The sequence below is a fragment of the Frankia sp. BMG5.60 genome (assembly GCF_059428125.1).
In genome coordinates this window covers 623,455-642,452 of record NZ_CM182091.1, presented here as the reverse complement: position 1 = coordinate 642,452, position 18,998 = coordinate 623,455, and the positions used below count along the sequence as shown (strand labels likewise).

The 18,998-nt window shown below is 71.8% G+C and carries 20 protein-coding genes and 1 pseudogene; 10 read left to right on the top strand and 11 right to left on the bottom strand.

Annotation, left to right across the window (positions count from 1 at the left end; translation table 11 throughout):
• Positions 1-264 precede the first annotated feature (264 nt).
• Positions 265-756 carry a TIGR03618 family F420-dependent PPOX class oxidoreductase gene (locus tag AC5R91_RS02710; protein ID WP_495395497.1) on the bottom strand — a complete coding sequence of 164 codons (492 nt, stop codon included), beginning with the start codon at positions 754-756 and terminating at the stop codon, positions 265-267.
• Between the two features lie 179 nt (positions 757-935).
• Here AC5R91_RS02710 and AC5R91_RS02705 point away from each other — a divergent pair, with 179 nt between their 5' ends.
• Positions 936-1,646, top strand: coding sequence for an MOSC domain-containing protein (locus AC5R91_RS02705; protein WP_495395496.1), 711 nt, complete (start codon positions 936-938; stop codon positions 1,644-1,646).
• A 94-nt stretch (positions 1,647-1,740) separates the two neighbouring features.
• Here the strand turns inward: AC5R91_RS02705 and AC5R91_RS02700 are convergent, their stop codons facing one another.
• Entirely contained in the window at positions 1,741-2,139 is a 399-nt protein-coding gene (locus AC5R91_RS02700) for an NAD-dependent epimerase/dehydratase family protein (RefSeq protein ID WP_495395495.1), read from the bottom strand.
• Between the two features lie 86 nt (positions 2,140-2,225).
• Between AC5R91_RS02700 and AC5R91_RS02695 the strand changes: the two genes are divergently transcribed.
• A complete protein-coding gene (locus AC5R91_RS02695) occupies positions 2,226-3,113 on the top strand; it encodes a nuclease (RefSeq protein WP_495395494.1) in 888 nt (295 codons plus the stop codon).
• Between the two features lie 123 nt (positions 3,114-3,236).
• Positions 3,237-3,413: a hypothetical protein gene (locus AC5R91_RS02690; protein ID WP_495395493.1), complete on the top strand. Its 177-nt coding sequence runs from the start codon at positions 3,237-3,239 to the stop codon at positions 3,411-3,413.
• Positions 3,414-3,527: 114 nt separating this feature from the next.
• Here AC5R91_RS02690 and AC5R91_RS02685 read toward each other — a convergent pair whose 3' ends face one another.
• The 3 genes from AC5R91_RS02685 to AC5R91_RS02675 all read right to left on the bottom strand — a co-directional run bounded on the left by AC5R91_RS02685 (position 3,528) and on the right by AC5R91_RS02675 (position 4,971).
• Complete coding sequence (locus AC5R91_RS02685; protein WP_495395492.1) at positions 3,528-3,809, bottom strand: streptomycin-6-phosphate phosphatase; 282 nt, start codon at positions 3,807-3,809, stop codon at positions 3,528-3,530.
• Between the two features lie 152 nt (positions 3,810-3,961).
• Complete coding sequence (locus AC5R91_RS02680) at positions 3,962-4,585, bottom strand: hypothetical protein (protein WP_495395491.1); 624 nt, start codon at positions 4,583-4,585, stop codon at positions 3,962-3,964.
• Positions 4,586-4,587: 2 nt separating this feature from the next.
• Positions 4,588-4,971: a PadR family transcriptional regulator gene (locus tag AC5R91_RS02675; RefSeq protein ID WP_495395490.1), complete on the bottom strand. Its 384-nt coding sequence runs from the start codon at positions 4,969-4,971 to the stop codon at positions 4,588-4,590.
• Positions 4,972-5,259: 288 nt separating this feature from the next.
• On the opposite strand from AC5R91_RS02675, the gene AC5R91_RS02670 reads away from it, so the two are divergent.
• Positions 5,260-5,778, top strand: a complete 519-nt coding sequence (locus tag AC5R91_RS02670) for a hypothetical protein (protein ID WP_495395489.1) — start codon at positions 5,260-5,262, stop codon at positions 5,776-5,778.
• A 60-nt stretch (positions 5,779-5,838) separates the two neighbouring features.
• Here AC5R91_RS02670 and AC5R91_RS02665 read toward each other — a convergent pair whose 3' ends face one another.
• Positions 5,839-6,741: an aminoglycoside phosphotransferase family protein gene (locus AC5R91_RS02665; protein WP_495395488.1), complete on the bottom strand. Its 903-nt coding sequence runs from the start codon at positions 6,739-6,741 to the stop codon at positions 5,839-5,841.
• Positions 6,742-6,937: 196 nt separating this feature from the next.
• Here AC5R91_RS02665 and AC5R91_RS02660 point away from each other — a divergent pair, with 196 nt between their 5' ends.
• From AC5R91_RS02660 to AC5R91_RS02635, 6 genes and pseudogenes are all read left to right on the top strand, one after another.
• A complete protein-coding gene (locus AC5R91_RS02660) occupies positions 6,938-7,237 on the top strand; it encodes a GNAT family N-acetyltransferase (protein WP_495395487.1) in 300 nt (99 codons plus the stop codon).
• 41 nt (positions 7,238-7,278) lie between these two features.
• Entirely contained in the window at positions 7,279-7,722 is a 444-nt protein-coding gene (locus AC5R91_RS02655) for a hypothetical protein (RefSeq protein ID WP_495395486.1), read from the top strand.
• Positions 7,723-8,151: 429 nt separating this feature from the next.
• Positions 8,152-9,525, top strand: coding sequence for a hypothetical protein (locus AC5R91_RS02650; RefSeq protein ID WP_495395485.1), 1,374 nt, complete (start codon positions 8,152-8,154; stop codon positions 9,523-9,525).
• A 255-nt stretch (positions 9,526-9,780) separates the two neighbouring features.
• Positions 9,781-11,528: pseudogene (locus AC5R91_RS02645) on the top strand (Tn3 family transposase); the annotation flags it as partial.
• Between the two features lie 351 nt (positions 11,529-11,879).
• Positions 11,880-12,872: an aldo/keto reductase gene (locus AC5R91_RS02640; protein ID WP_495395484.1), complete on the top strand. Its 993-nt coding sequence runs from the start codon at positions 11,880-11,882 to the stop codon at positions 12,870-12,872.
• A gap of 3 nt (positions 12,873-12,875) precedes the next feature.
• Positions 12,876-13,781 (top strand): recombinase family protein, encoded by a 906-nt coding sequence (locus tag AC5R91_RS02635; protein WP_495395482.1) that lies wholly within the window; start codon positions 12,876-12,878, stop codon positions 13,779-13,781.
• A 492-nt stretch (positions 13,782-14,273) separates the two neighbouring features.
• Here the strand turns inward: AC5R91_RS02635 and AC5R91_RS02630 are convergent, their stop codons facing one another.
• The 5 genes from AC5R91_RS02630 to AC5R91_RS02610 all read right to left on the bottom strand — a co-directional run bounded on the left by AC5R91_RS02630 (position 14,274) and on the right by AC5R91_RS02610 (position 18,975).
• Positions 14,274-14,525 (bottom strand): DinB family protein, encoded by a 252-nt coding sequence (locus AC5R91_RS02630; RefSeq protein WP_495395481.1) that lies wholly within the window; start codon positions 14,523-14,525, stop codon positions 14,274-14,276.
• A gap of 88 nt (positions 14,526-14,613) precedes the next feature.
• Positions 14,614-15,159: a CchlQ gene (locus AC5R91_RS02625; RefSeq protein WP_495395480.1), complete on the bottom strand. Its 546-nt coding sequence runs from the start codon at positions 15,157-15,159 to the stop codon at positions 14,614-14,616.
• A 138-nt stretch (positions 15,160-15,297) separates the two neighbouring features.
• Positions 15,298-16,113, bottom strand: coding sequence for a methylenetetrahydrofolate reductase (locus AC5R91_RS02620; RefSeq protein ID WP_495397882.1), 816 nt, complete (start codon positions 16,111-16,113; stop codon positions 15,298-15,300).
• A 383-nt stretch (positions 16,114-16,496) separates the two neighbouring features.
• Positions 16,497-17,915, bottom strand: a complete 1,419-nt coding sequence (locus AC5R91_RS02615) for a hypothetical protein (RefSeq protein WP_495395479.1) — start codon at positions 17,913-17,915, stop codon at positions 16,497-16,499.
• 520 nt (positions 17,916-18,435) lie between these two features.
• On the bottom strand, positions 18,436-18,975 hold the full coding sequence (locus tag AC5R91_RS02610; RefSeq protein WP_495395478.1) for a putative immunity protein: 540 nt from the start codon (positions 18,973-18,975) through the stop codon (positions 18,436-18,438).
• Positions 18,976-18,998 lie beyond the last annotated feature (23 nt).

The following is an 18,998-nucleotide window of genomic DNA, read 5'->3' as shown; positions in this document are numbered from 1 at the left end:
CGTGACGGTCCGTCCCATCTTCGGGGAAGGGCCGGAGAAAGGCCGAAGTGGTATTTGCACGTCATGTCCTCCGGCTCCGTCATGGCTGGTCATGCGGGCCGGAGAACACGCCGGAGAATGTCTTCCTGCTCCGCCGCCGGGCTGTGCTTCTCCACCATCCGTGACCATCGCACCGAATGGTTGTCGGGACACTCGGCGGCACGCAGAGCTCCGCCACCGCGATCAACGACACCGGCGAGACGCCTACGACCTCAACCGGGCGGGTCAGGGGCCGTAGATGCGGGTGGGGGTGAGGAACACCGCGGTGCGGCGCTGTTCGGCCATCACCCGGTCGTAGGTGTGCCAGTCGTCGTGGGTGCCGCCGGCGGCGAGGAAGACCTCGCGCAGCAGCAACCGCAGCCGCACGGCGTCGACCCCCGGGCGCGGGTCGTCGGGGCCGATGATCTCGGCGACGCCCTCGACGGTGGCCCACCGCCAGCCCGAGCGCACCGTCGCGCTGGCCTGCGGGCGGGCCCGCAGGTGGGCGAGTTTGACCGCGCCGTACGTCACGAACGCGACGACCTCGAGGTCGGTGAGCGGATGGCGCATGAAGGCGATGTTGACGACGGATGCCTGGATGCCGCCGTCGTCGCGCAGCGTCGAGATGACGGCGAGGCCGCTCTCGGCGCGGCTGAGGGCGGCGGCGTCCTCGAAGCTGGTCACGGCTTGTTCGCCCTTCGTCGCGATGGCCCGGATCCGACCGTGCGGCCTCGTCACTGTCCGTCCTTGTGGTAACGATTTCCACCGTATAGCTCTGCCCGGGGTGACCGGTGTCGCTTGCAGGTCGCGGGGTGCGGGGTGCGGGTGGCGACGGCAGGCGGGATGTACCGGTGCCTGCGGCGACGTAGAAACGCCCTGGTGGAAAGTTCCGTGGGGGGCGCGGTCGGGAGGCTGGGATGAGTGGTGTGCACGGCCCGATCGGTGGTGTGCGAGGCCCACAGGTGGTGTCGGTCAACGTGGGTCTACCCCGCGCCGTCCCTCGCGGCACCGGCGGTGACGGCGGCGAGGTGATGACGGCGATCTGGAAGGAGCCGGTGGCCGGGCGGGTCGCGGTGCGCCGGCACAATCTCGACGGCGACCGGCAGGCCGACCTGGTCAACCACGGTGGTCCGGACAAGGCCGTCTACGCCTACACCCTGGAGGATCTCGCCTGGTGGAGGCAGGAGTTGGGCCGAGACGTGCCGGTGGGGGCGTTCGGGGAGAACCTCACCATCGCCGGGCTGGACGCGGCCGGGGTCGTCGTCGGCGAGGTGTGGTCGATCGGGTCGGCGCGGCTGCAGGTCGCCCAGCCGCGCATCCCGTGCTTCAAGCTCGGGATCCGCTTCGCCGATCGCAGCCTGCCGCGGCGGTTCGCCGCCGCCGGGCGACCGGGGATCTACCTGCGGGTGCTCACCGAGGGGGAGCTGGGCGCCGGCGACGCCATCGACGTCACGCCGGGTGCGCCGACGGCGGTCGGGGTCAGCGCGCTCGCCCGTGCCTACCACGGGCACGACGCGGCGCTGGCCGCGGCGCTGGCCGCGGCGGTGCTGGCCGCCCCCGACCTGCCGGCGTCCTGGTACGACTGGGCCCGCGAGCGCACGGCTCCGCGGCGCCGCCGCCGTTCCTGACGCAGCACCGACGGCCGACGCCCCCGCCCGGTGGCGGTCGTCGGGCGGGGGCGGTCGTCGGGCGGGGGGCGACCGGCTCTCCTTGCCGGGCGGGTCAGCCCACCAGCTCGCCCAGGAGCCGGCGTTCCTCCTGCTCGCTGAGCCCTTCGTCGCCCGGCGCCGGGCCACCGCGGGCGGTGTCCCACGCGAGCGTGTCCGCCAGGGTCTGCGCGAGCGGGCAGATCGTCAGCCCGGCGGCGATCGCCCGCGACACGTCGATCTGGTTGATGGCGGCGCACCCGGGGACGGCGATCCACGCGGACAAGTCACGGGTACGGGTGCGGTCCCCGAGGACGGTCTCGGCCGCGGCGAACAGCCCGGGATTGGTCTGACCACGGTGGAACAGGGTCACCTGGTGGCCGTCGGCCAGCGCGGCCTCGACGAGGGCTCGGCCCACGAAGCGGGTGCCACCGAGGACGAGAATGCTGCGCGGTCGGGAGGTGGTGCCTGGCATGATGTGCGGCTCCGGCGGCAAGGGTTCATCGGACATTCACGGTGACGATCCGCATTCCGCCTGCGCCGCAGGGGAACGTGTGATCCATGCCTTTGACTTTGATCACCGGAACCTTCCGGGTGGTGGGCGCCTCCCCGGACGGCGACTCGGTCCGCTTCTACCCGCACAATCCGCAGGCGTTCCGCCGGGCGGGCATCACGGTGAAGGCCAACCGGGCCGGTGGGGTGCAGCTTCGCCTGGACGCCATCGACGCGCTGGAGACGCATTACACCCCGCCGCACGGCCGGGAATGGCATCAGCGTGCCGAGTTCGGCCGGGGCGCCGCCGACGCCCTGCTGCACGAACTGGGTTTCACCGAGGTCACCCGCGACGCCCGCGGCACCGTCACCGCCGCCACCCCCGCCCAGGCCGGCGGGTACATCCTGACCCGTTTCGCCGACAAGTACGGCCGCGCCGTGGCGGTGGCCTTCGCCGGCGCGCCGCCGGCGGGGCAAACCGACGGCGCGGCGGTGTTCCTCGACGTCGACGGGCTGCACCGGTCGGTCAACCACCGGCTGCTGGCCGCCGGCTGGGTGTACCCGACGTTCTACTCCAAGCTCTACGTCGACCTGCGCGCCGATCTCGCCGCGACCACCGCGACGGTGCGCCGTGCGGCGAGCGGCATCTGGAAGCTCGACGCCACCACGTCCGGATTCACCGTGACCTCCCGCGAGCAGCTCACCGACGATCTGGTCATCCTGCCGAAGCTGTTCCGCCGGCTGGCGGAATACCTGACCCTCGACGAGACCGGCGGGGTGGATCTGGCCGGTTTCGCGGATTTCCTCGCCGCCGGCGACGACAAGCTGTTCACCGTCCCCGCGGGCCAGGCCACCGCCCTGGACACCCTGGTCCGGGTGCGGACCGATCCCGCCACCGGGCAGGAGAAGGTCACCCTCACCGTCCCCCCGGAGCACATCGTCTTCCTCGAAGGCTGACGTTCCCGCGGTGTCGCCGACGTCAGCCGACGACACCGCGCCACACGCCACCCGCGTGACATCCGTGGCGCGGGACCCACGACGGCACCTGCACCACTGACCTCCGGGCAGGACCTCGGCCCGATGCGCGACCAGGTCGCCTACGCAGCCAGCAAAGGGGCCCTCGCTTCCATCACGCGCACCCTCGCTGACCATCTCGCCGACCCCGCCCGCCTCATCACCTGGCTCGCGACCGACGACGCCGCCTGGATCACCGGGCAGACCATCAACGCCGAGGGCGGCTTCCGCCGCTCGGACTGACAACCCCACAACCTCGACCGAAGGGAATTCCGACAAAGGGAATTCCGGGAGGTGCACCATCCGATGCCGACGGCGACGCCCTGCGGAGGCCGGGACGGACGCGCTCGACGTCCCCTACGACGGGGACGGTCGTGGCGACAGTTCCCGCACCGTCGGATCCGGCCCGCCGGTCGCCGGCACCGGTGCGATGGCTGCGCCGCCATATTCGATGCGCCAGGCCCGGGCCCGCGCGAATGCGTTCGCCTCGTAGACGGCCTGCAGCCGGGTCGGCCAGGTCTGTGCCTCGCGCGGATCGTCGGTCAGGCGCCAGTCGAGCACGTCGGCGAGGTAGCGATGCTCGCCGTCCCAGGCGACGTTGATCCGCCACCGCACGTCCTGCTCCACAGCCACCAGCACAGCACACGCACCCCCGTCGTGTCGAACGCTAGTTCGACGTCCTGGTCCTGGGCTCGCTTTCGCGCCTGCGTTGATTCTGCGCATGTCGCGCGGTGTGTTGCCAGCCCCCTCGGCGCGGGGACAAATATCGAGGCGTGTATCCGGGCCCGAGGTCAGATTCGGCCGCCGTCTCCTTTCCCGTCGACGGCCCGTGAGGCATCGACGGTCAGAGGTGTGTCGATCTCCGGGGGGGTGAGGTGGCGTTGGCGCCGCGAGGCGGAGAGCAGCCGCCACATCCGCCCGGCGACGAAGGCGCCGACGAACATGAGCACGTAGACCAGCGGCGTCCACGCCCCACCGACCGAGGTGTGTGTTCCGTGGTGGTAGGTGAAGGTGGCGTCGCTGGTCAGGTAGGGGACGCCGGCCCAGCGAAAGGTGCCGGTGGCGTCGGGGGTCGCGGTGATCCCGGCGTCGAAGGCGCTCCTGGCGACATAGTCGACCAGCATCATGACGGCCTCGACGGCGAAGATCGTGAAGGCGGCCGCCGTCCAGGACGGGCGCCGCGCCAGCTCGCCGTACTCGGCGGCGAGGTAACCGGCGGCGAGGACGCGCAGGTCCCCGAGCTGGCGCACGGCCTGGCGGGCGCCGACGTCCGCGGCCGCGGCGTGGAGGTTGTCGCGCAGTTCCCGACGCCGCGCGGCCCGGGATCGGCGCGGCAGGTCCTGCAGCCTGGTGTCCATCGTCCACACGGCGCGTGCGATCCGCAGCCGGTCGAGGGTGCTCAGCGAGGTGGCCATCGTCAGGTGTCCTCCGAGGCGGTGGGCGGGGTGGCCTTGGGTGAGGCGGCCTTGGGCGGGGTGTCGGTGGGCGGATCGGGAAGGCGCCGGACCAGGACGGGGTGGACCACCGCGGCCAGCGACAGCCAGCTTGCGGTGCCCTGCGCCAACGCCTGGTCCCCGGCCGGGGTCGGCCGGTAGTACTTGCGGGCCGGGCCGGAGCGGGAGGCGACCAGCCGCCCGTGGAGCCGCCCCTCGCGTTCCAGCCGGGCCAGCGCCGGATAGACGCTGCCCTCGCTGATGTCGGTCAGCCCGAGCTCGCGCAGCCGCTGGACGACCTCGTAGCCGTAGGACTCCCGTTCGGCGAGCAGCCGCAGCAGCAGCAGCGACAGGACACCCTTGAGCAACTGGGGATCATGCGTCGGCGCCATGAGAACAGGCTAAGCCAGGTACCTTGCATTGTCTAGTAGCCGCCCGCCCGAGGCGCCCAGCGACAGCGCCAGCCATCCCAGCGCGTCGAAGTCCCATCAGCCACCGCCGCGTGGGTGACATGATCCGTGCAGACGCAAAGCGCCCTCGGCGGTCGCCTCGAGGTGACCTGACAGGGCCATGCCGGTGGAGAGCTCGGTGAGTCGAGTGTCGCCGATTTCCAGCCCGGTCCGGCAGACGGGGGACTGAGGATGTCGCAGGACGGTGTGGCCATCGTCGCCGCAGTGCTGGTACCGGTGGCCACGGCTGCGGTGGGTGCGCTCGGACTGGTGGTGAAGGACTGGCGGGACGGCCGGGCCTATGCAGGCAGGCGCCGGCCGCCCTTCGAGGACGCGGCTCGGCAGGTCGGCTTCGCGGTCGAGTGGTGGCAGGCCAGGCAGACGATCTCCGCCTCGGCCGAGGACCTGACCGAGGCGCGGTCCCGCGCGCTGGCCTGGTTGGACGAGGCGTCGGCGCTGGTCACCCAGACGGCCACGACTCCCGGAGTATCGGTTCGCCGGCTCCTGCTCCTCGCGCCACGCCTGCACGACCGTTTGGCCAAGGTGATCCGGGTGGCCTTCTACCTCAGCCTTGCCGTGATGGTCGTGTTCAGCATCGAAGGGACAGCCGCCGCGGTGGCGGGCGGCAGAGCCGGAGAGGTGTCCTGGACCTACGTCTGGTCTGCGGTATTCGGGGCGCTGTCCTTGATCCTGCGGTATGCGACGGTCGCCGCGGAAGCACGCTGAGCCCGACGGGGGGCGTCGCCGGCGTCTCAGACGGCGAGATCCAGCACCGTCGCTCCGCGCCTACATCAAACCGCCGCTCAGAACACGATCGAGCGCTGCCCGGCCTGCGGGTCCCCACGTCGGCTTGCCGCCAGGAAGGCCCCGGTCTCCGTTCTGGCCCACCAGCATGAGGACCAGGCTTTTCAGAACAGCCAACCCGCGGGCGCGCCGGATCGCCGCGGCGTCCGCATGCGCGTACACGTCGAAGAAGCGTGCGGCGGCGCCCGCAGGAAGGACCACCCATGCGGCCGCGAGGTCCCACGCCGGATCGCCGGCGAACATGTCACCGAAGTCGATCACGCCTGAGAGCGTTCCGTCCGAGACGACGACATTCGCAGGATGAAGGTCACCGTGCACCCACACCGGCGGACCCTCCCACTCGGGCGCCGCAACGGCATCATCCCAGATGGCCCGGACATCGTCGGCAATGCCGCCGGGGACAACGGCTCGCAAGAAGCGCTCGAAGCCGGCCGTGCACTTCTTGGGGTGAGCGCCGCGGTCCGAGCTGATCGGCGCCTCGGCGGGCGCCGCCACGTGCAGCGCTCCGAGGAAACCCGCCAGAGTGTCGGCCGCGTGGTCGCCGCGGCTGATCGAGGTGTAGTCCAGTGGCTCGCCGGGAACCCACGTCATGACGGTCCAGGGCTTCGGGAAGCGCGCGGACGGTTCACCGATCCGTACAGGGTTCGGGACCGGGAGCGGCAGGCGCGGGGCCAGGACGGGCAGCCACCGGCACTCCTTGCGCTGGAGATCCGGGGCACGCTGCGTACGCGGCATGCGCACGGCCAACTCGTCCCCAAGGCGCCACTGCTGGTTGTCCCACCCGCCCGCTACCTCGCGGATGGCCAGCCCGGCAAGGTCGGGATGCTGTTCCTGCAGCAGGTCGTGGACCAGGTCCGCGGTGATCTCGATCTCGGAATCGGTCATACGAAGCCACAGTACTGAGGCAGGCGCCGACTCTGGCGCCGCTCGTGATCCGCGACTGGCCAGCTGCCCCAGCCCGTCCATCTGGGGGTCGAGGAGGATCCGGGCAGCGGTTGGCGTTAGCGGTGATCCAGGTCTTCGGCGATCGATCCGCTGGTGATCGGCGGACCACCGGACACCACGGTGGGACGATCGTGCTGTGCTTGTTCGCCCGGCCGTTATCGACGATGTCGAACGGGTCGCCGAGGTGCATGTGTTGTCCTGGCAGGTCGGCTACCGCGGGCTGTTGGCGCAGTCGCTGCTCGACGGGCTGCGTCCGGCGCAGCGGGTGCCACGGTGGACGGCGGCCGTGCGGCAGGCGGCGTGGCCAGCCCAGGGCACCCTGGCCGCGGATGACGCCGGTGACGTGGTCGGCTTCGCCTCCCTGCGTCCACCGGATCGGTTCCTGCTCTTCCTCGTCACGTCCCGGCCTGTCGGGCCGGGAAGGTTCCGGGGGTGAAGCGGCGGCATCCCGGAGGGCGGGGAATGGAGGGCGGGGGCATGGACGACGACGGCGGGAGCGACGGCCACCCGGTGGGGGCGGGGCGGGCCTGGCCCACAGACGGCGCTCCCCGGTGGCAGACCGCGATCGCCGACTGGTCGGTGACGCCCGACGGCCGCGAGCTGCGGTGCACGGTGCACAGTCATGCGGACGAGGTGCTGGCCGGCGTCGACGTCGAACAGAACCCCGAGCGGGTCGCCGTGCGGGCCTGGCTCACCTTCGGCCCGCACGGCCCGACGACCTTCGGCGAAGGCGGCCTCACCGGGCTGCCCGACGGGCGCAGGGTCCGTCCCGTGGCACGCCAGGGCGCCGGGCGCCGGTGGAGCACCGTCGTCCGGCTCGCCGAGCCCCTGGGCGCCCGGCCGGTCGTCGACGTCGCCTCTCCCGACCCGGGCGGCGCCCGCACGGCGCGTCGGGCCTGGCTCGCCGCGCGCGGCTGCTGACGCCCACCCGCGGAGGACGGGCATCCGCTCCAGGAGCCGACGGCCGGGGCGTCGCCGGGGAGGTGGCAGCAGCGATCGACGAGTCGTTGCGGGAATCCTCCGGATAGCCGTCCTGACGCTTCTGCGCTGGCCAGCGCCATGGTTTCGAGTTTTCCCTCGACAAAAATTGCGCAAATCCCTCTCTCCGAGAGAGGTGTCGGCACTTCCTGTCGGCTGCCTTACAACAACCTTCCGCCGCCGCTAAGCGCCTAACTGGGTGTCGAGCGCAGGCAAGGTCGCCACCGGCGGTAGAAGCCGAAACACCGGTGACCTCACGGCGTTGGCCGGTTTCCGGGTTGATGCCACGGAGGCTTCCGGTCTCCGGTCGGCCGGCACCCGACAGAACACGTAGCCCACCCGCACGTTTACCTCTCGGAAAGGAACACGGAGATGACGGACACAGAATTCCTGGCTACTCAGGCCGGGATTCTTGCGCGGGACCCGGCCACGGCCGGATCGGCCGTCGACGGGAATATCTTCCGGTCGGAGATTCTCAGCCGGGCTCAGTTCTGGGTCAACCACAAGGTGACCTACACCCAGTCGGCCTCGGCACCCGATCCGCGGGGGCGCCGGTACCGGCGGGACTGCTCGGGCCTGGTGTCGATGGCCTGGCACCTGTCGTCCAGCCGCACGACGTACACCTTCGCCTCCTGGTCGGGGAAGATCCGCCTGTCGAGCCTGCACGACCTCAGGCCCGGCGACGCCCTGCTCAGGAGCGAGCACATCGAGCTGTTCGTGAAGTGGAAGAACAAGGCGAACCACGCCGCGGGCGCGTACGTGTACTCCTTCAACCACACCGGGGAGACCGTCGAGAACCCGACGGCACCCACCAACCAGGGAAGGATCGGTTTCGACACCTGGAGCGAACTGAGCACCTACACGCCGATTCGTTACCGTAAGGCGGTCAATGCCCCGCGGCCCGCGCTGCTGGCGGCGAGGAGCGTCCAGTCGGCCGGTTCCCCGCCGCCGAACTCGGACGGTTCTCTGGTGCGTGAGCCCGACGGCGGTATCAACCTGATCGTGGGTGGCGTGCCCTTCGAGCTGGAGCCGGCGGAATATGCGGCCCTCGGTTCCCCGCAGGTGCGCGACGTTCCCGCCGACACCCTCGAGGACATGCCGGATCTGATGCGGGACGGCACGATCGTGGCCACCGGTGACGGCACCCGTTTCCTCATCGCCGGGAACGCGAAGTACCGGCTCACCCCCGCGGACTGGGACGCCCTGGGAAAGCCGTCGTCGGTCACCGTGCCCGCGCGGCTCGTCGACGTTCTCGACGTGGTGCCGATCGACGACACCTTCCTGCGGGATGCGGCGACGCACACCGTCTGGCAGATCCTCGGGGCGGCGAAGTACCCCCTGACCCCGGCCGAGTACACCAGTCTGGGCAGCCCCGCCCACGTCGACGTGCCGACGGGTTTCCTCGACGCCGTCGCGAACCGGACGCCTGTCGGCAGCTACTTCCTGCGTGATCCTCTCAGTGCGATCGTCTACCAGGTCGTCGCCGGCGCCGAGCACCCGCTCAGCGCCGCCGAGTACGCCGCGCTCGGTCAGCCGGACGTCATCGACGCCCCGCTCGGTTTCGTCATGACCCTCGGCCCGGTGCCCCGCGAGCACACCTACCTGACCCGCAACGGCGACGGGGAGATCTTCGAGGTCCGTGACGGCACCCGTCGGGCGCTGACCGCCGACGAGGCCGCGGCGTTGGGGGAGGTCGACTGCCCCACCGTCGCCGACGGTTTCCTCGACGCGATCCCGACCGCCTGACCCCCGCGGCGCCCCGCAGAGCACAGACCCACCACGGCCGTCTCGCCCGCCCGCACCGGTCCCGCGGGCGGGCGCGACGGCCCGCCCTGCGCCTACCACCGGCCCCCTGACACCGCCCTACTCGGCGGCATCTGACGAGACGGCGAGGATGCGCGAGGCGGCCCTGTGCGCGACCCATCCGAGGGAACCGCTGGCGAGGACGACGATGCCACCGACCGCCAGGATCGGATCGGTCAGCAGAACGCCGCCGGCGGTGGCGCCGCCCCGGCCGGGCGGCGCATCCTCAAGGCGGTGCGCCGCCTGCCCGCGCTGTCCCGGCGCCGGGTCAAGGACCGCCGCTGCTGCCCCGCGAAGTCGACGCCGAGCTGGTGCCAGCGATGTGGAAGCGCGCGGTGTTCTCCAACGCCAAGCTGCCGCAGGGCGCGGTCGACCGCGACGCGTACGTGGTGTGCGTCCTGGAGCAGCTGCACCGCGCCCTGAACCGGCGCGATGTGTTCGCCTCCCCGTCGAACCGGTGGGCGGACCCGCGCGCCCGGCTGCTGGACGGGCCGCGGTGGGAGGCGATGCGCGCGGACGCGCTCGCGGGCCTGTCCCTGACCGAGGACGCCGAGGAGCACCTGGCCCAGCTCACCCGGGGGCTGGACGCGGCGTGGCGGCAGATGGCCGACCGACTGGAGGAGGCCGGCGCCGACGCGAAGGTGGAGATCGTCGTCCCCGAGGGCGGCGGACGCGCCCGCCTGTCGGTGGACAAGCTCGGCGCGGTGGGCGAGCCGGAGTCGCTGACCTGGCTGAAGGCCACCACGGAGGCGATGCTCCCGAGGATCGACCTGCCGGACCTGCTGTTCGAGGTCCACTCCTGGACCGGGTTCCTCGACGCCTTCGGCCACGTCTCCGAGCGGCGCACCCGCATGGAGGGCTTGCTCGTCTCCCTGGTCGCGCTGCTGGTGGCGGAGAGCTGCAACATCGGCCTGACCCCGGTCATCGACCCGGAGAACAAGGCGCTGACCCGCTCGCGGCTGTCCCACGTCGACCAGAACTACCTGCGCGCCGACACCATCGCCGCGGCGAACGCCGCGCTCATCACCGCCCAGTCCCGCATCGAGCTGGCCCAGATGCGGGGCGGCGGGCTGCTCGCCTCCGTCGACGGCCTGCGGTTCGTCGTCCCCGTCAAGAGCATCAACAGCCTCTACACGCTGGACACGCTGCTGAACCTTGACGGCGGGGTGAAGCCGGAGATGGTCGCGACCGACAACGCCTCGTACTCCGACATGGCCTTCGGCCTGTACAAGATTCTCGGCTTCCGCTTCGCCCCGCGCTTCCGCGATCTCGCCGACCAGAGGTTCTGGCGGGCCGACCTGCCCGACGGTGAGGCGCCGACCGCCGGGTACGGGCCGCTGGAGGCCGTCGCCTGCGACAAGGTGAACCTCAAGCGGATCGCCACGCAATGGCCGGACATGCTCCGCGTCGCCGGATCGCTCATCACCAACCAGGTCCGGGCCCACGACCTGCTGCGGATGTTCGGCCGCGAAGGCCACCCGACCCCGCTCGGCGCCGCGTTCGCCGAGTACGGGCGGATCGACAAGACCATGCACCTGCTCGCGCTGGTCGACCCGGTCGACGACACCTACCGCCGGCTGATGAACCGGCAGCTCACCGTGCAGGAGTCCCGCCACCGCCTCGCCCGCGCGATCTGCCACGGCGGCCGCGGCCAGATCCGCCAAGCGTACCGCGAGGGCCAGGAGGACCAGCTCGCCGCCCTCGGCCTCGTCCTCAACGCCGTCGTCCTGTGGAACACCCGCTACCTGGACGCTGCCGTCGCCCAACTCCGCGCCGAGGGCCACGACGTCAAGGACGAGGACGTCGCCCGCCTCTCTCCGCTCAAGGACCGGCACATCAACTTCCTGGGCCGCTACCTGTTCAACATCAAGGCCAGCGGCCCCGGCAAGGGCCTGCGCCCGCTGCGGGACCCGGACGCCGTCGAGGACGCCGAAGACGAGGAGTGATGGGCGACGCACCCGACCTGTCGGGCCGTTCGTTGTCGAAGCGGAGGTCCCGCGCAGATACCCGGGACCGGTAAGAGAAGAGGACACCATGGCCCGCACGAAGGTCCGGCCGCTGGGCCGCTGCACCCGCTGGTGAAGACCGCCGGGAAATACGCGGTGTCCGGGCCCTGTGGCAACCTGCTGCCGGTGCACCGCTTCACCCTCACCCGCTCCCGCCCCCGCCGCGCCTGACCCGCCGGCGGGGGCCGGTCCTCCGGCTTGACTTCGAGCGCTCTCCAAGTCCTAGTTTCGGAGGCGTTCGTCAGCCCTCGAGGTACCGCCCGGTCCGCCGGGCAGGAGGAGTATCCGCGCATGATCACCCGAACCACGCTCGGCTCGCCCGGTCTCACCGTCAGCGCGATGGGCCTGGGGTGCATGGGGATGAGCGAGAGCTATGGCGCCGCCGACTGGGACGGCGGCCTGGCCACCATCGACCGGGCCCTGGAGCTGGGCATCACGTTCCTGGACACCGCCGACGCCTACGGCACCGGGCACAACGAGGTGCTGGTGGGCCGGGCCATCCACGGCCGCCGGGACCAGGTGCAGCTGGCCACCAAGTTCGGCATCGACCGCAGTGCCGGCGACCGGGCACGCCACATCCGCGGTGCCCGGGACTACGTGCTGCGCTCCTGCGACGCCTCGCTGCTGCGGCTGGGCGTCGAGGTGATCGACCTGTACTACGCCCACCGCCCGCCCCAGGACGTGGAGATCGAGGAGACCGTCGGGGCGATGGCCGAGCTGGTCGAGGCGGGCAAGGTCCGCCATCTGGGCCTGTCCGAGGTCGACGGCGAGCTGCTGCGCCGGGCGCACGCGGTGCACCCGATCACCGCGGTGCAGAGCGAGTACTCGCTGTGGACCCGCGACGTCGAGGCGGTCACCCCGGTGATGGCCGAGCTGGGGGTCGGGCTGGTGCCGTACTCGCCGCTGGGGCGGGGGTTCCTGACCGGCACCCTGGACCGCTCCGCACTGGGCGAGAAGGACTTCCGGCGCACCAACCCCCGCTTCGCCGGCGAGGCGGGCGAGGCCAACGAGAAGATCGCGCAGACCGTGCGTGAGGTGGCCGACCGGCTGGGTGCCACCCCGGCCCAGGTGGCGCTGGCCTGGGTGTACGCCCAGGCCGAGCGGCTCGGGGTGGCGGTGGCGACCATTCCGGGCACCCGCAGCCCGGCCCGGCTGGAGCAGAACGCGGCCGCGCTGGAGCTCACCCTGGACGCCGAGGCGCTGGCCGCGCTGGACCCGCTGAGCGACCGGGTGATGGGCGAGCGCTACACCCCCGCGCACACCGCTGAGGTCGCTCGGGGATAGCCGGTGGGCTCGACGCGCACGACGTCCAGCTCGACGACGTCGTTGTACCTCGTCCCGGACGAGGCCGGCATCGAGGACCCGGTCGTCTTCGAGGAGGACGGCGGCACCTCCAGCCGCCTCCACCCGCTCCAGCGTCCGAAATTCCGCGCGCTCCTCGACTACGCCCGGCCCGGGGACACCGTGCACATCTCCGAGATGTTCCGCCTCGTACGCGGCACCGGGCACATCCTCGACGTGCTCGACGTGCTCGACGTCCTCCACCGCGGCCAGGTGAAGTTCATGGTGCAGACCCTCGCCGCCGTCGGCGAGCTCCAGCGCGACCTCCAGCGGGAACTGACCTACGACGGACTGCGCGCCGCCGAGGCCAAGGGCAGCAAGGGCGGACGCCGCCCCGCTGTCCCGGCCGACAAGACCGGCGACGTCCGCACCGCGTATCTGGAGGGCCGCTCCATCGCCGCCCTTGCGCGCGACCACCGGGTCAGCCGCGGCGCGATCCGCACGGCCGTCGCCGATCTCCTGCCCGACCACACCGCCGCCGAGGAGGAACATGTCCGGGGGCGTCACAGGTTCATGGTCGCAGGCACGCGGCACGGCTTCGTCGCCGGAGCGGACGTCACCCTGGAGCCGGTGTTCGGGTCAGGTTGGCCAGTCGAGCTGGGAGTCGGGGACGCCCTGGGCACGGCCGTATTCCTCGGCCTCGGCACGCCCCTGCGGATCCCCACGCCGGTAGCGAAAGACTCGACCGGAGAACACGATGAAGCTTTCCTCGGCGGTGTGCAGGTCCACATACCACCCCGGCGCTTCCAGAGCCTCGCCGAGGTGAGCGGCCAGAACCTCGGCTTCGGCGTCAGCGACGTCGAAGTAGACCAGCGTCCAGACGGGTGGCTGGTCGGCGGTGGCATTGCCTGATGCCGATCGTTGGATCTTCCGAACGGTAAGCGCCAGGTCGTCGACGACCGCTCCCACCCGCAGGCTCTCGGCGATCAGTACTCCGGCGGCCACGGCGGCTCCCTGGGATCAGCTCCGGCTGACGGGCCTGTTCAGGCTATGCCGAGATCGCGGGGAAATGCTTGGGATCACCGCCGAGCAGCGGCAAGATCCGCGAGTACGTCACGCTGCGATCCACCCGCCCACCCGCCCATCCGCGGATCGCCGGACCGCGAGGATGGGCGACGTGCTGACTGTGGACGATACGGGCCACGCCGAACGACATCTTCATCCCGAACGACGAGATCAGAGTGATCTGCTGGTGGGACGAGGCGCAACCGGCTGCCGGCCGCGTACAGGTGCTCGACGTGGTGCTGGGACGGTTGACGCGAGCCGCCCTTTCCTGACGGATACCCGGAGTGCACCACACGGTGGCACGGACTCGAGCCCGGGCCTGCTGGCCGCCGGGTGGGGTCAGTGGCTGCGGGTGGGGTGACGTCCAAGTGCAGCCAGGAGCCTGTCCTGGGGTGAGCTGTCGGGGGGTACGGGCAGGGCGGTGGCGTACATGCCGGTCGCGGCGAGCTGGCCGCCGAGTGCGTCGACGGCGGTGAGGGTGGCGGTCACGGTCTCGGGGTCGAGCTGGACGGTCTGGTCGGCGGTGGTGGCCAGGTCCCAGGCGTGGATGAGCGCCTTTCTCGGACTGGCCAGCCAAATCCGTAGGATCAAGCTCGCATCGAGAGCGGCGCTATGTCGCGATTCGGTCAGGCCGGTGGGCAACCTGGCGCGTTCGCGGCCGGGGGAGAACCGCCTCCGGTCAGGCGTCGCCAGAGGCCGATCGGCAGAGCGGGCAGCGGTCGTTGCCGTCCCAGCTGTCCCAGCCGAAGTCCATAGGCGATAGCGCGGTGGCCTCCAACTCGGCGCGAACTGCCTCCCGGTAGCGCCAAACAGCGTCGAGATAGGGGTGGTAGGCGTCGTGGAATGCCGCCGACGATAGGCCAGCTCTAGTGGCGACCACGTGCCGCAACACGCGCAGCCGCTCGAACATCGCCTGGCCAGCGCCGGCGACCGTCGCGGTGGCGTCGATGAACAGCCGCTCGCGCACGTCGTAGATGCCCGCGTCGGCCAGCACCGCCCGCGACGCCGCGTCGAGGTCACCATTGCCGGAGCTGTTCAGGGCGATCTGGCGCAGCCGGGTGTGGCAGACACCCGCGGCCACGATGAACGCGATGTAGGTATCCCGCCGCCGTTGCAAGTGGCCTCGGTCGTCATCGCGCCGGCCACGCAGATGATCGGCCAGGACGGTGCCGGCGATCGCGATGACCGCGCCGCTGGCGGTGGCAACCAGTGTCCCCCAGTCCACCGCACTCCTTCCCTTCGATGCCGGTGCAGGCGTAGTCCGGTGGAGGCTTCTTACCGGCACGAAGTCCGCAGGTTCAGCCTCCAGGCGATCAGCGGCTACGACCAGCGCGCCGGCCGACGGAACGACTGTCGGATCAGGTCAGAGGAGTCCTTCGAGTTGGGCGGCGACTTGGCGGTAGCGGCTGACGGGGACGAGGTGGACGCCAGTGAACGCGGCGCTATCGCGTAGGCGGAGGATCTGTTCGCAGGCGGCGTCGACTCCAGCGGCCTGGTCGCGTTCGACGCGTTCGACGAGGTCAGCGGGGATGTCGATGTCGGGGATCGTCGCGGCGAGGCGCCGGGCCATCCCGGCGCTGGCGAGGACCATCACGCCCGCGTAGACAGGCCGATCGATCGGGTGGGTATCGCGCCAGCGCAAAAGGGCGTCCACTGAGTAGCTGACCTGGACGAAGACGAAGTCGGCCGCGTGCTTCCAAGCGGGCAGCGGTCGCAGGCCCGCCGCCGTGCCGACGCGGAAGGCGGGCCGGCCAGCGTAGACCGGGTCGTCGGCGACCGCGCGAACCTCATCAATCATGGCGCGTACGGTGAGGTCGCCAGTCCGGTTCCCAGCGGTGGGCTTGTCGCCCTGGACGAAGAGGAACTCCTCGACGCCGTAGGCAGCGGCAGTGAGTAGGTCGCGGCGGAATCCAAGCAGGTTGCGGTCACGGGAGTTCACGCAGGCGATGCTGCGCCCACCCATCGCTTGAACCTCGTGGGCGACGGCAATGCTGGAAACCGTCGCACGCCCCAGGTGATTGTCGGGAATCAGGAAGGCGTCGGCGACCGGGGCAAGAACGCCGATCTGGTGGCGGGCGTGGGTGAGATCGGGCCGAGTCGGCGGTTCGATCTCGCAGATCAGCTCGAAGCCGTTCGTCGAGGTTCCTCGGCTCGCCCTGCCGATCTCGTTCCGGGCCACTGCCTGCTCAGTCAATGCCGCCTCCACGTTCCCAGTGCGAGTCCGCCCCGCCCACGCCCCAGTATCGCTAGCGACCATCACGGTCCGTTGACCGCAGCCTTCGCGGCCGGACGGCGCGGACCGGACCCGGAGTGGCTAGCCCACCGCGAGACGATCGGGTGGCGGGACGCCGGTCCCTCGAGCACCTTCTCCGGCTCGGGAAGCAGCAGCTCGTCGACGCTGAAGAAGCCTCACAGTGGGGCGATGGGGTCGAGCGTGGCCGTATACAGTAGCTGGCTTACCGGCGGGCTGGGGAACCCGGCAACTGTTGTACTCCCGTCCTGCCAGCGCCCTCGGTCGGGCGGACCCCTGCGGAGCCTGGGACGGGGCCCGAGGAGCTGAGCTCAGGTCCCGCTGGGGCCGGGGGTGCGCAGGGCGCGTAGTTCGGCGGCGAGGTCGTCGGCCTGGCGTTCGGCGCGTTCAGCGCGGGTGCGGGCCTCGGCCCGGGCCTCGCCGATCACGGCGAGGCGTTCGGCGGCGGCGCGGCGTTCGGCGTCGAGGCGGGCCTCGGCCTCGACGCGGATCCGCTCGGTCTCGGCGGCTGCCGCGGTGCGGGCGCGGTCGACGTCGGCGGTTGCCTCCGCGCGGATGCGGGTGATCTCGGCGGTCGTCTCGGCGCGTAGCCGGTCGAGGTCGGCGGCGGCGGCCTGGCGTAGGCGCAGCGCGTCGGCGCGTTCGGCGCGGATGTCCTCGCGCAGCGCGTCGCGTTCGGCGCGCAGCTCGGTGCGCTGTCGGGCGTCGCGCTCGGCGTCGCGGCGCGCGGTGGCCAGCTCGGTGAGGGCCTGGTCGCGGGCGGCGGTGGCCTCGGCGATGCGCGTCTCGGCGTCGTGGTGGGCCTCGGTGATGCGGGCGGTGGCGTCGCGCTCGGCGGCGTCGATGGCGGCCTGGGCGTGGGCGTCGGCGACGGCGACGGCGGTGTCGGCGTCGGCGCGGACGGCCTCGGCCGCGGCGGTCGCGGCGCGGACGGCGGCGGCGGACTCCTCGACGGCGTCGGCGACGGCGGTCTCGGCCGCGGCCAGGCGGCGCTCGGCGTCCTCGAGCGCGGTGACGGCTTCGGCGGCGATCGCGTCGGATTCGGCGCGGGCGATCCCGGCGGCGCGGGCGGCCTGCTCGGCGCGTACGGCGCGGGCGACGGCTTCGGCGACGCGTTCGGCGGCGTCTGCCTCGGCGGCCTCGACCTGGGCTTCGGCGGCGGTGACGTCGCCGAGCAGCGCCATCTGGCGGGCGAAGGCGTCGAGGGTGGCGGTCAGTTCGCCGGCGAGGGACTGGACCTGGCCGGCGAGTTCCTCGGCGCGGGCGCGGCCGGCGGCCAGCGGGCGGGGGATCGGGGCGGGTCGGGTGGCGCCGGGTGCCGGGGTGCTCTGCCCGGCGGGGCGGTGGGCGAGTTCGCGGCGGCGGCGGTAGGCGGACAGACGGTTGTGGGCGGGGTCGTCGCAGTAGGCCGGGGGGCGGCCGGGACCGTCGGCGGGAGCGGGCGGGCGGGTGCAGCCCGGGTAGGCACAGCGCGCCCCCGCAGCGCCAGCCGGCGCCGGCGCCGGCGCCGACGCCGACGTCGGCGCGGCGTCCGCATCGGCGGCGGTGTCGGACGCCTGTGCCGGCCCGTCCCCCGGCGTGTCGGCGGCGCCGTCTGCGGTGGTGGTCGGGTCTGCGGTGGTGGTCGGGTCGGGGGGTTCGACGGGGGGGCGGGGTGTCGGGGGGCGGAACGGCTCGTCCGGCTCGGACGGCTCCTCGCGTTGCCGAGGGGGACGGGGCACCCGGCTCATCACGTTCCTCATTCCGTCTCGTATCGTCATTTCCGTATCATCACGCGCAATGAAACGTTAACTCGCATCGTTATATCACGGAACGGAACGACGATACGGGACGTCCCCCGCGTCCCGATCCTGACGCCCGATAAGGGAGGGTTATCGGGCGTCAGCCGATCCGCGGGCCTGCCTGGCCGGATCTGCTCTCTGCGACCAGCTGTGCCGTCTCACTGGATCTGCACTCGTCTCAGCGAAGCTGCGCAGATCTGGTCTCGGGTCTCACTGCATCTGCGTCACGTCGGGGGACGAGGAGGATCCGTACAGCCGCTGGCGCTAGCGATGATCAGGAGTTCTTGTGCCAGGGGCGTCGGGGTCGGCGAGGGTGTCCAGGACGAGGTGGCACCAGGTGAGGGCGGCGTTGACAGCTCGGGACTCGGGTCCGTGCCACCAGCCGCCATGTATCTCTCAGCAGTCGACGGTGCGGAGAACTGCCCGCATGTCTGGCTCTTCCCACCTCCGCAGCGGCGCGCCTCGCTGATCAGCGGCGAAGGGCTGCGTCGAGGTGGTGGCGGAGCATGTCCAGTCGACTGTGACCAGGGCTGTAAGCCGGCATCTGCCGCACGATCGTGCGCACCGCCGGCGGGGCGTGCTCGATCGCCCAGCGGATCTCGGTGTCACCGATGCCGGTGTCGTCGCCCGCCGCGAGTTCAGCCGCGCGCGCCGCCTGCATCGCCGGCCCGAGGGCGTGTTTCGCCTGGTGCGGGGTGGCCAGTGGGTGGATGTACGGGGTTGCTGCCGCGTAGCCCGCGGCGCGGGCGGCGGCGGTGGCAGCCGGATCGCCGACGTCCCGGGCGGCGGCGAGGGCCGCGAAGGCAAGGGCGCGCAGCGGCCCCCTCCGCAGCTGGCCGCGCGCGTAGGAGCGGATGCCCTCGATGGCCTCGCGGGGGCGGGTGTCGCAGGGAGCCTTCTGTTCGAACAGCGGCAGCGCCCGCTCGGCGCAGTCGGCAGCCCAGACGCCGAGACGTCGACGGTCCTCTTCGCCGATGGTCACCTTGCTCACCCGCGCATCCTGGTTCACCCGTACATCCTGCCGGTTGTCGT

Bases quoted from the DNA above. Each gene is read 5' to 3' on its own strand.
- AC5R91_RS02650 (WP_495395485.1), top strand. From the start codon at position 8,152: ATGACGGACACAGAATTCCTGGCTACTCAGGCCGGGATTCTTGCGCGG.
- AC5R91_RS02695 (WP_495395494.1), top strand. From the start codon at position 2,226: ATGCCTTTGACTTTGATCACCGGAACCTTCCGGGTGGTGGGCGCCTCC.
- AC5R91_RS02690 (WP_495395493.1), top strand. From the start codon at position 3,237: ATGCGCGACCAGGTCGCCTACGCAGCCAGCAAAGGGGCCCTCGCTTCC.
- AC5R91_RS02655 (WP_495395486.1), top strand. From the start codon at position 7,279: ATGGACGACGACGGCGGGAGCGACGGCCACCCGGTGGGGGCGGGGCGG.
- AC5R91_RS02700 (WP_495395495.1), bottom strand. From the start codon at position 2,139: ATGCCAGGCACCACCTCCCGACCGCGCAGCATTCTCGTCCTCGGTGGC.
- AC5R91_RS02680 (WP_495395491.1), bottom strand. From the start codon at position 4,585: ATGGCCACCTCGCTGAGCACCCTCGACCGGCTGCGGATCGCACGCGCC.
- AC5R91_RS02665 (WP_495395488.1), bottom strand. From the start codon at position 6,741: ATGACCGATTCCGAGATCGAGATCACCGCGGACCTGGTCCACGACCTG.
- AC5R91_RS02705 (WP_495395496.1), top strand. From the start codon at position 936: ATGAGTGGTGTGCACGGCCCGATCGGTGGTGTGCGAGGCCCACAGGTG.
- AC5R91_RS02615 (WP_495395479.1), bottom strand. From the start codon at position 17,915: ATGAGCCGGGTGCCCCGTCCCCCTCGGCAACGCGAGGAGCCGTCCGAG.
- AC5R91_RS02640 (WP_495395484.1), top strand. From the start codon at position 11,880: ATGATCACCCGAACCACGCTCGGCTCGCCCGGTCTCACCGTCAGCGCG.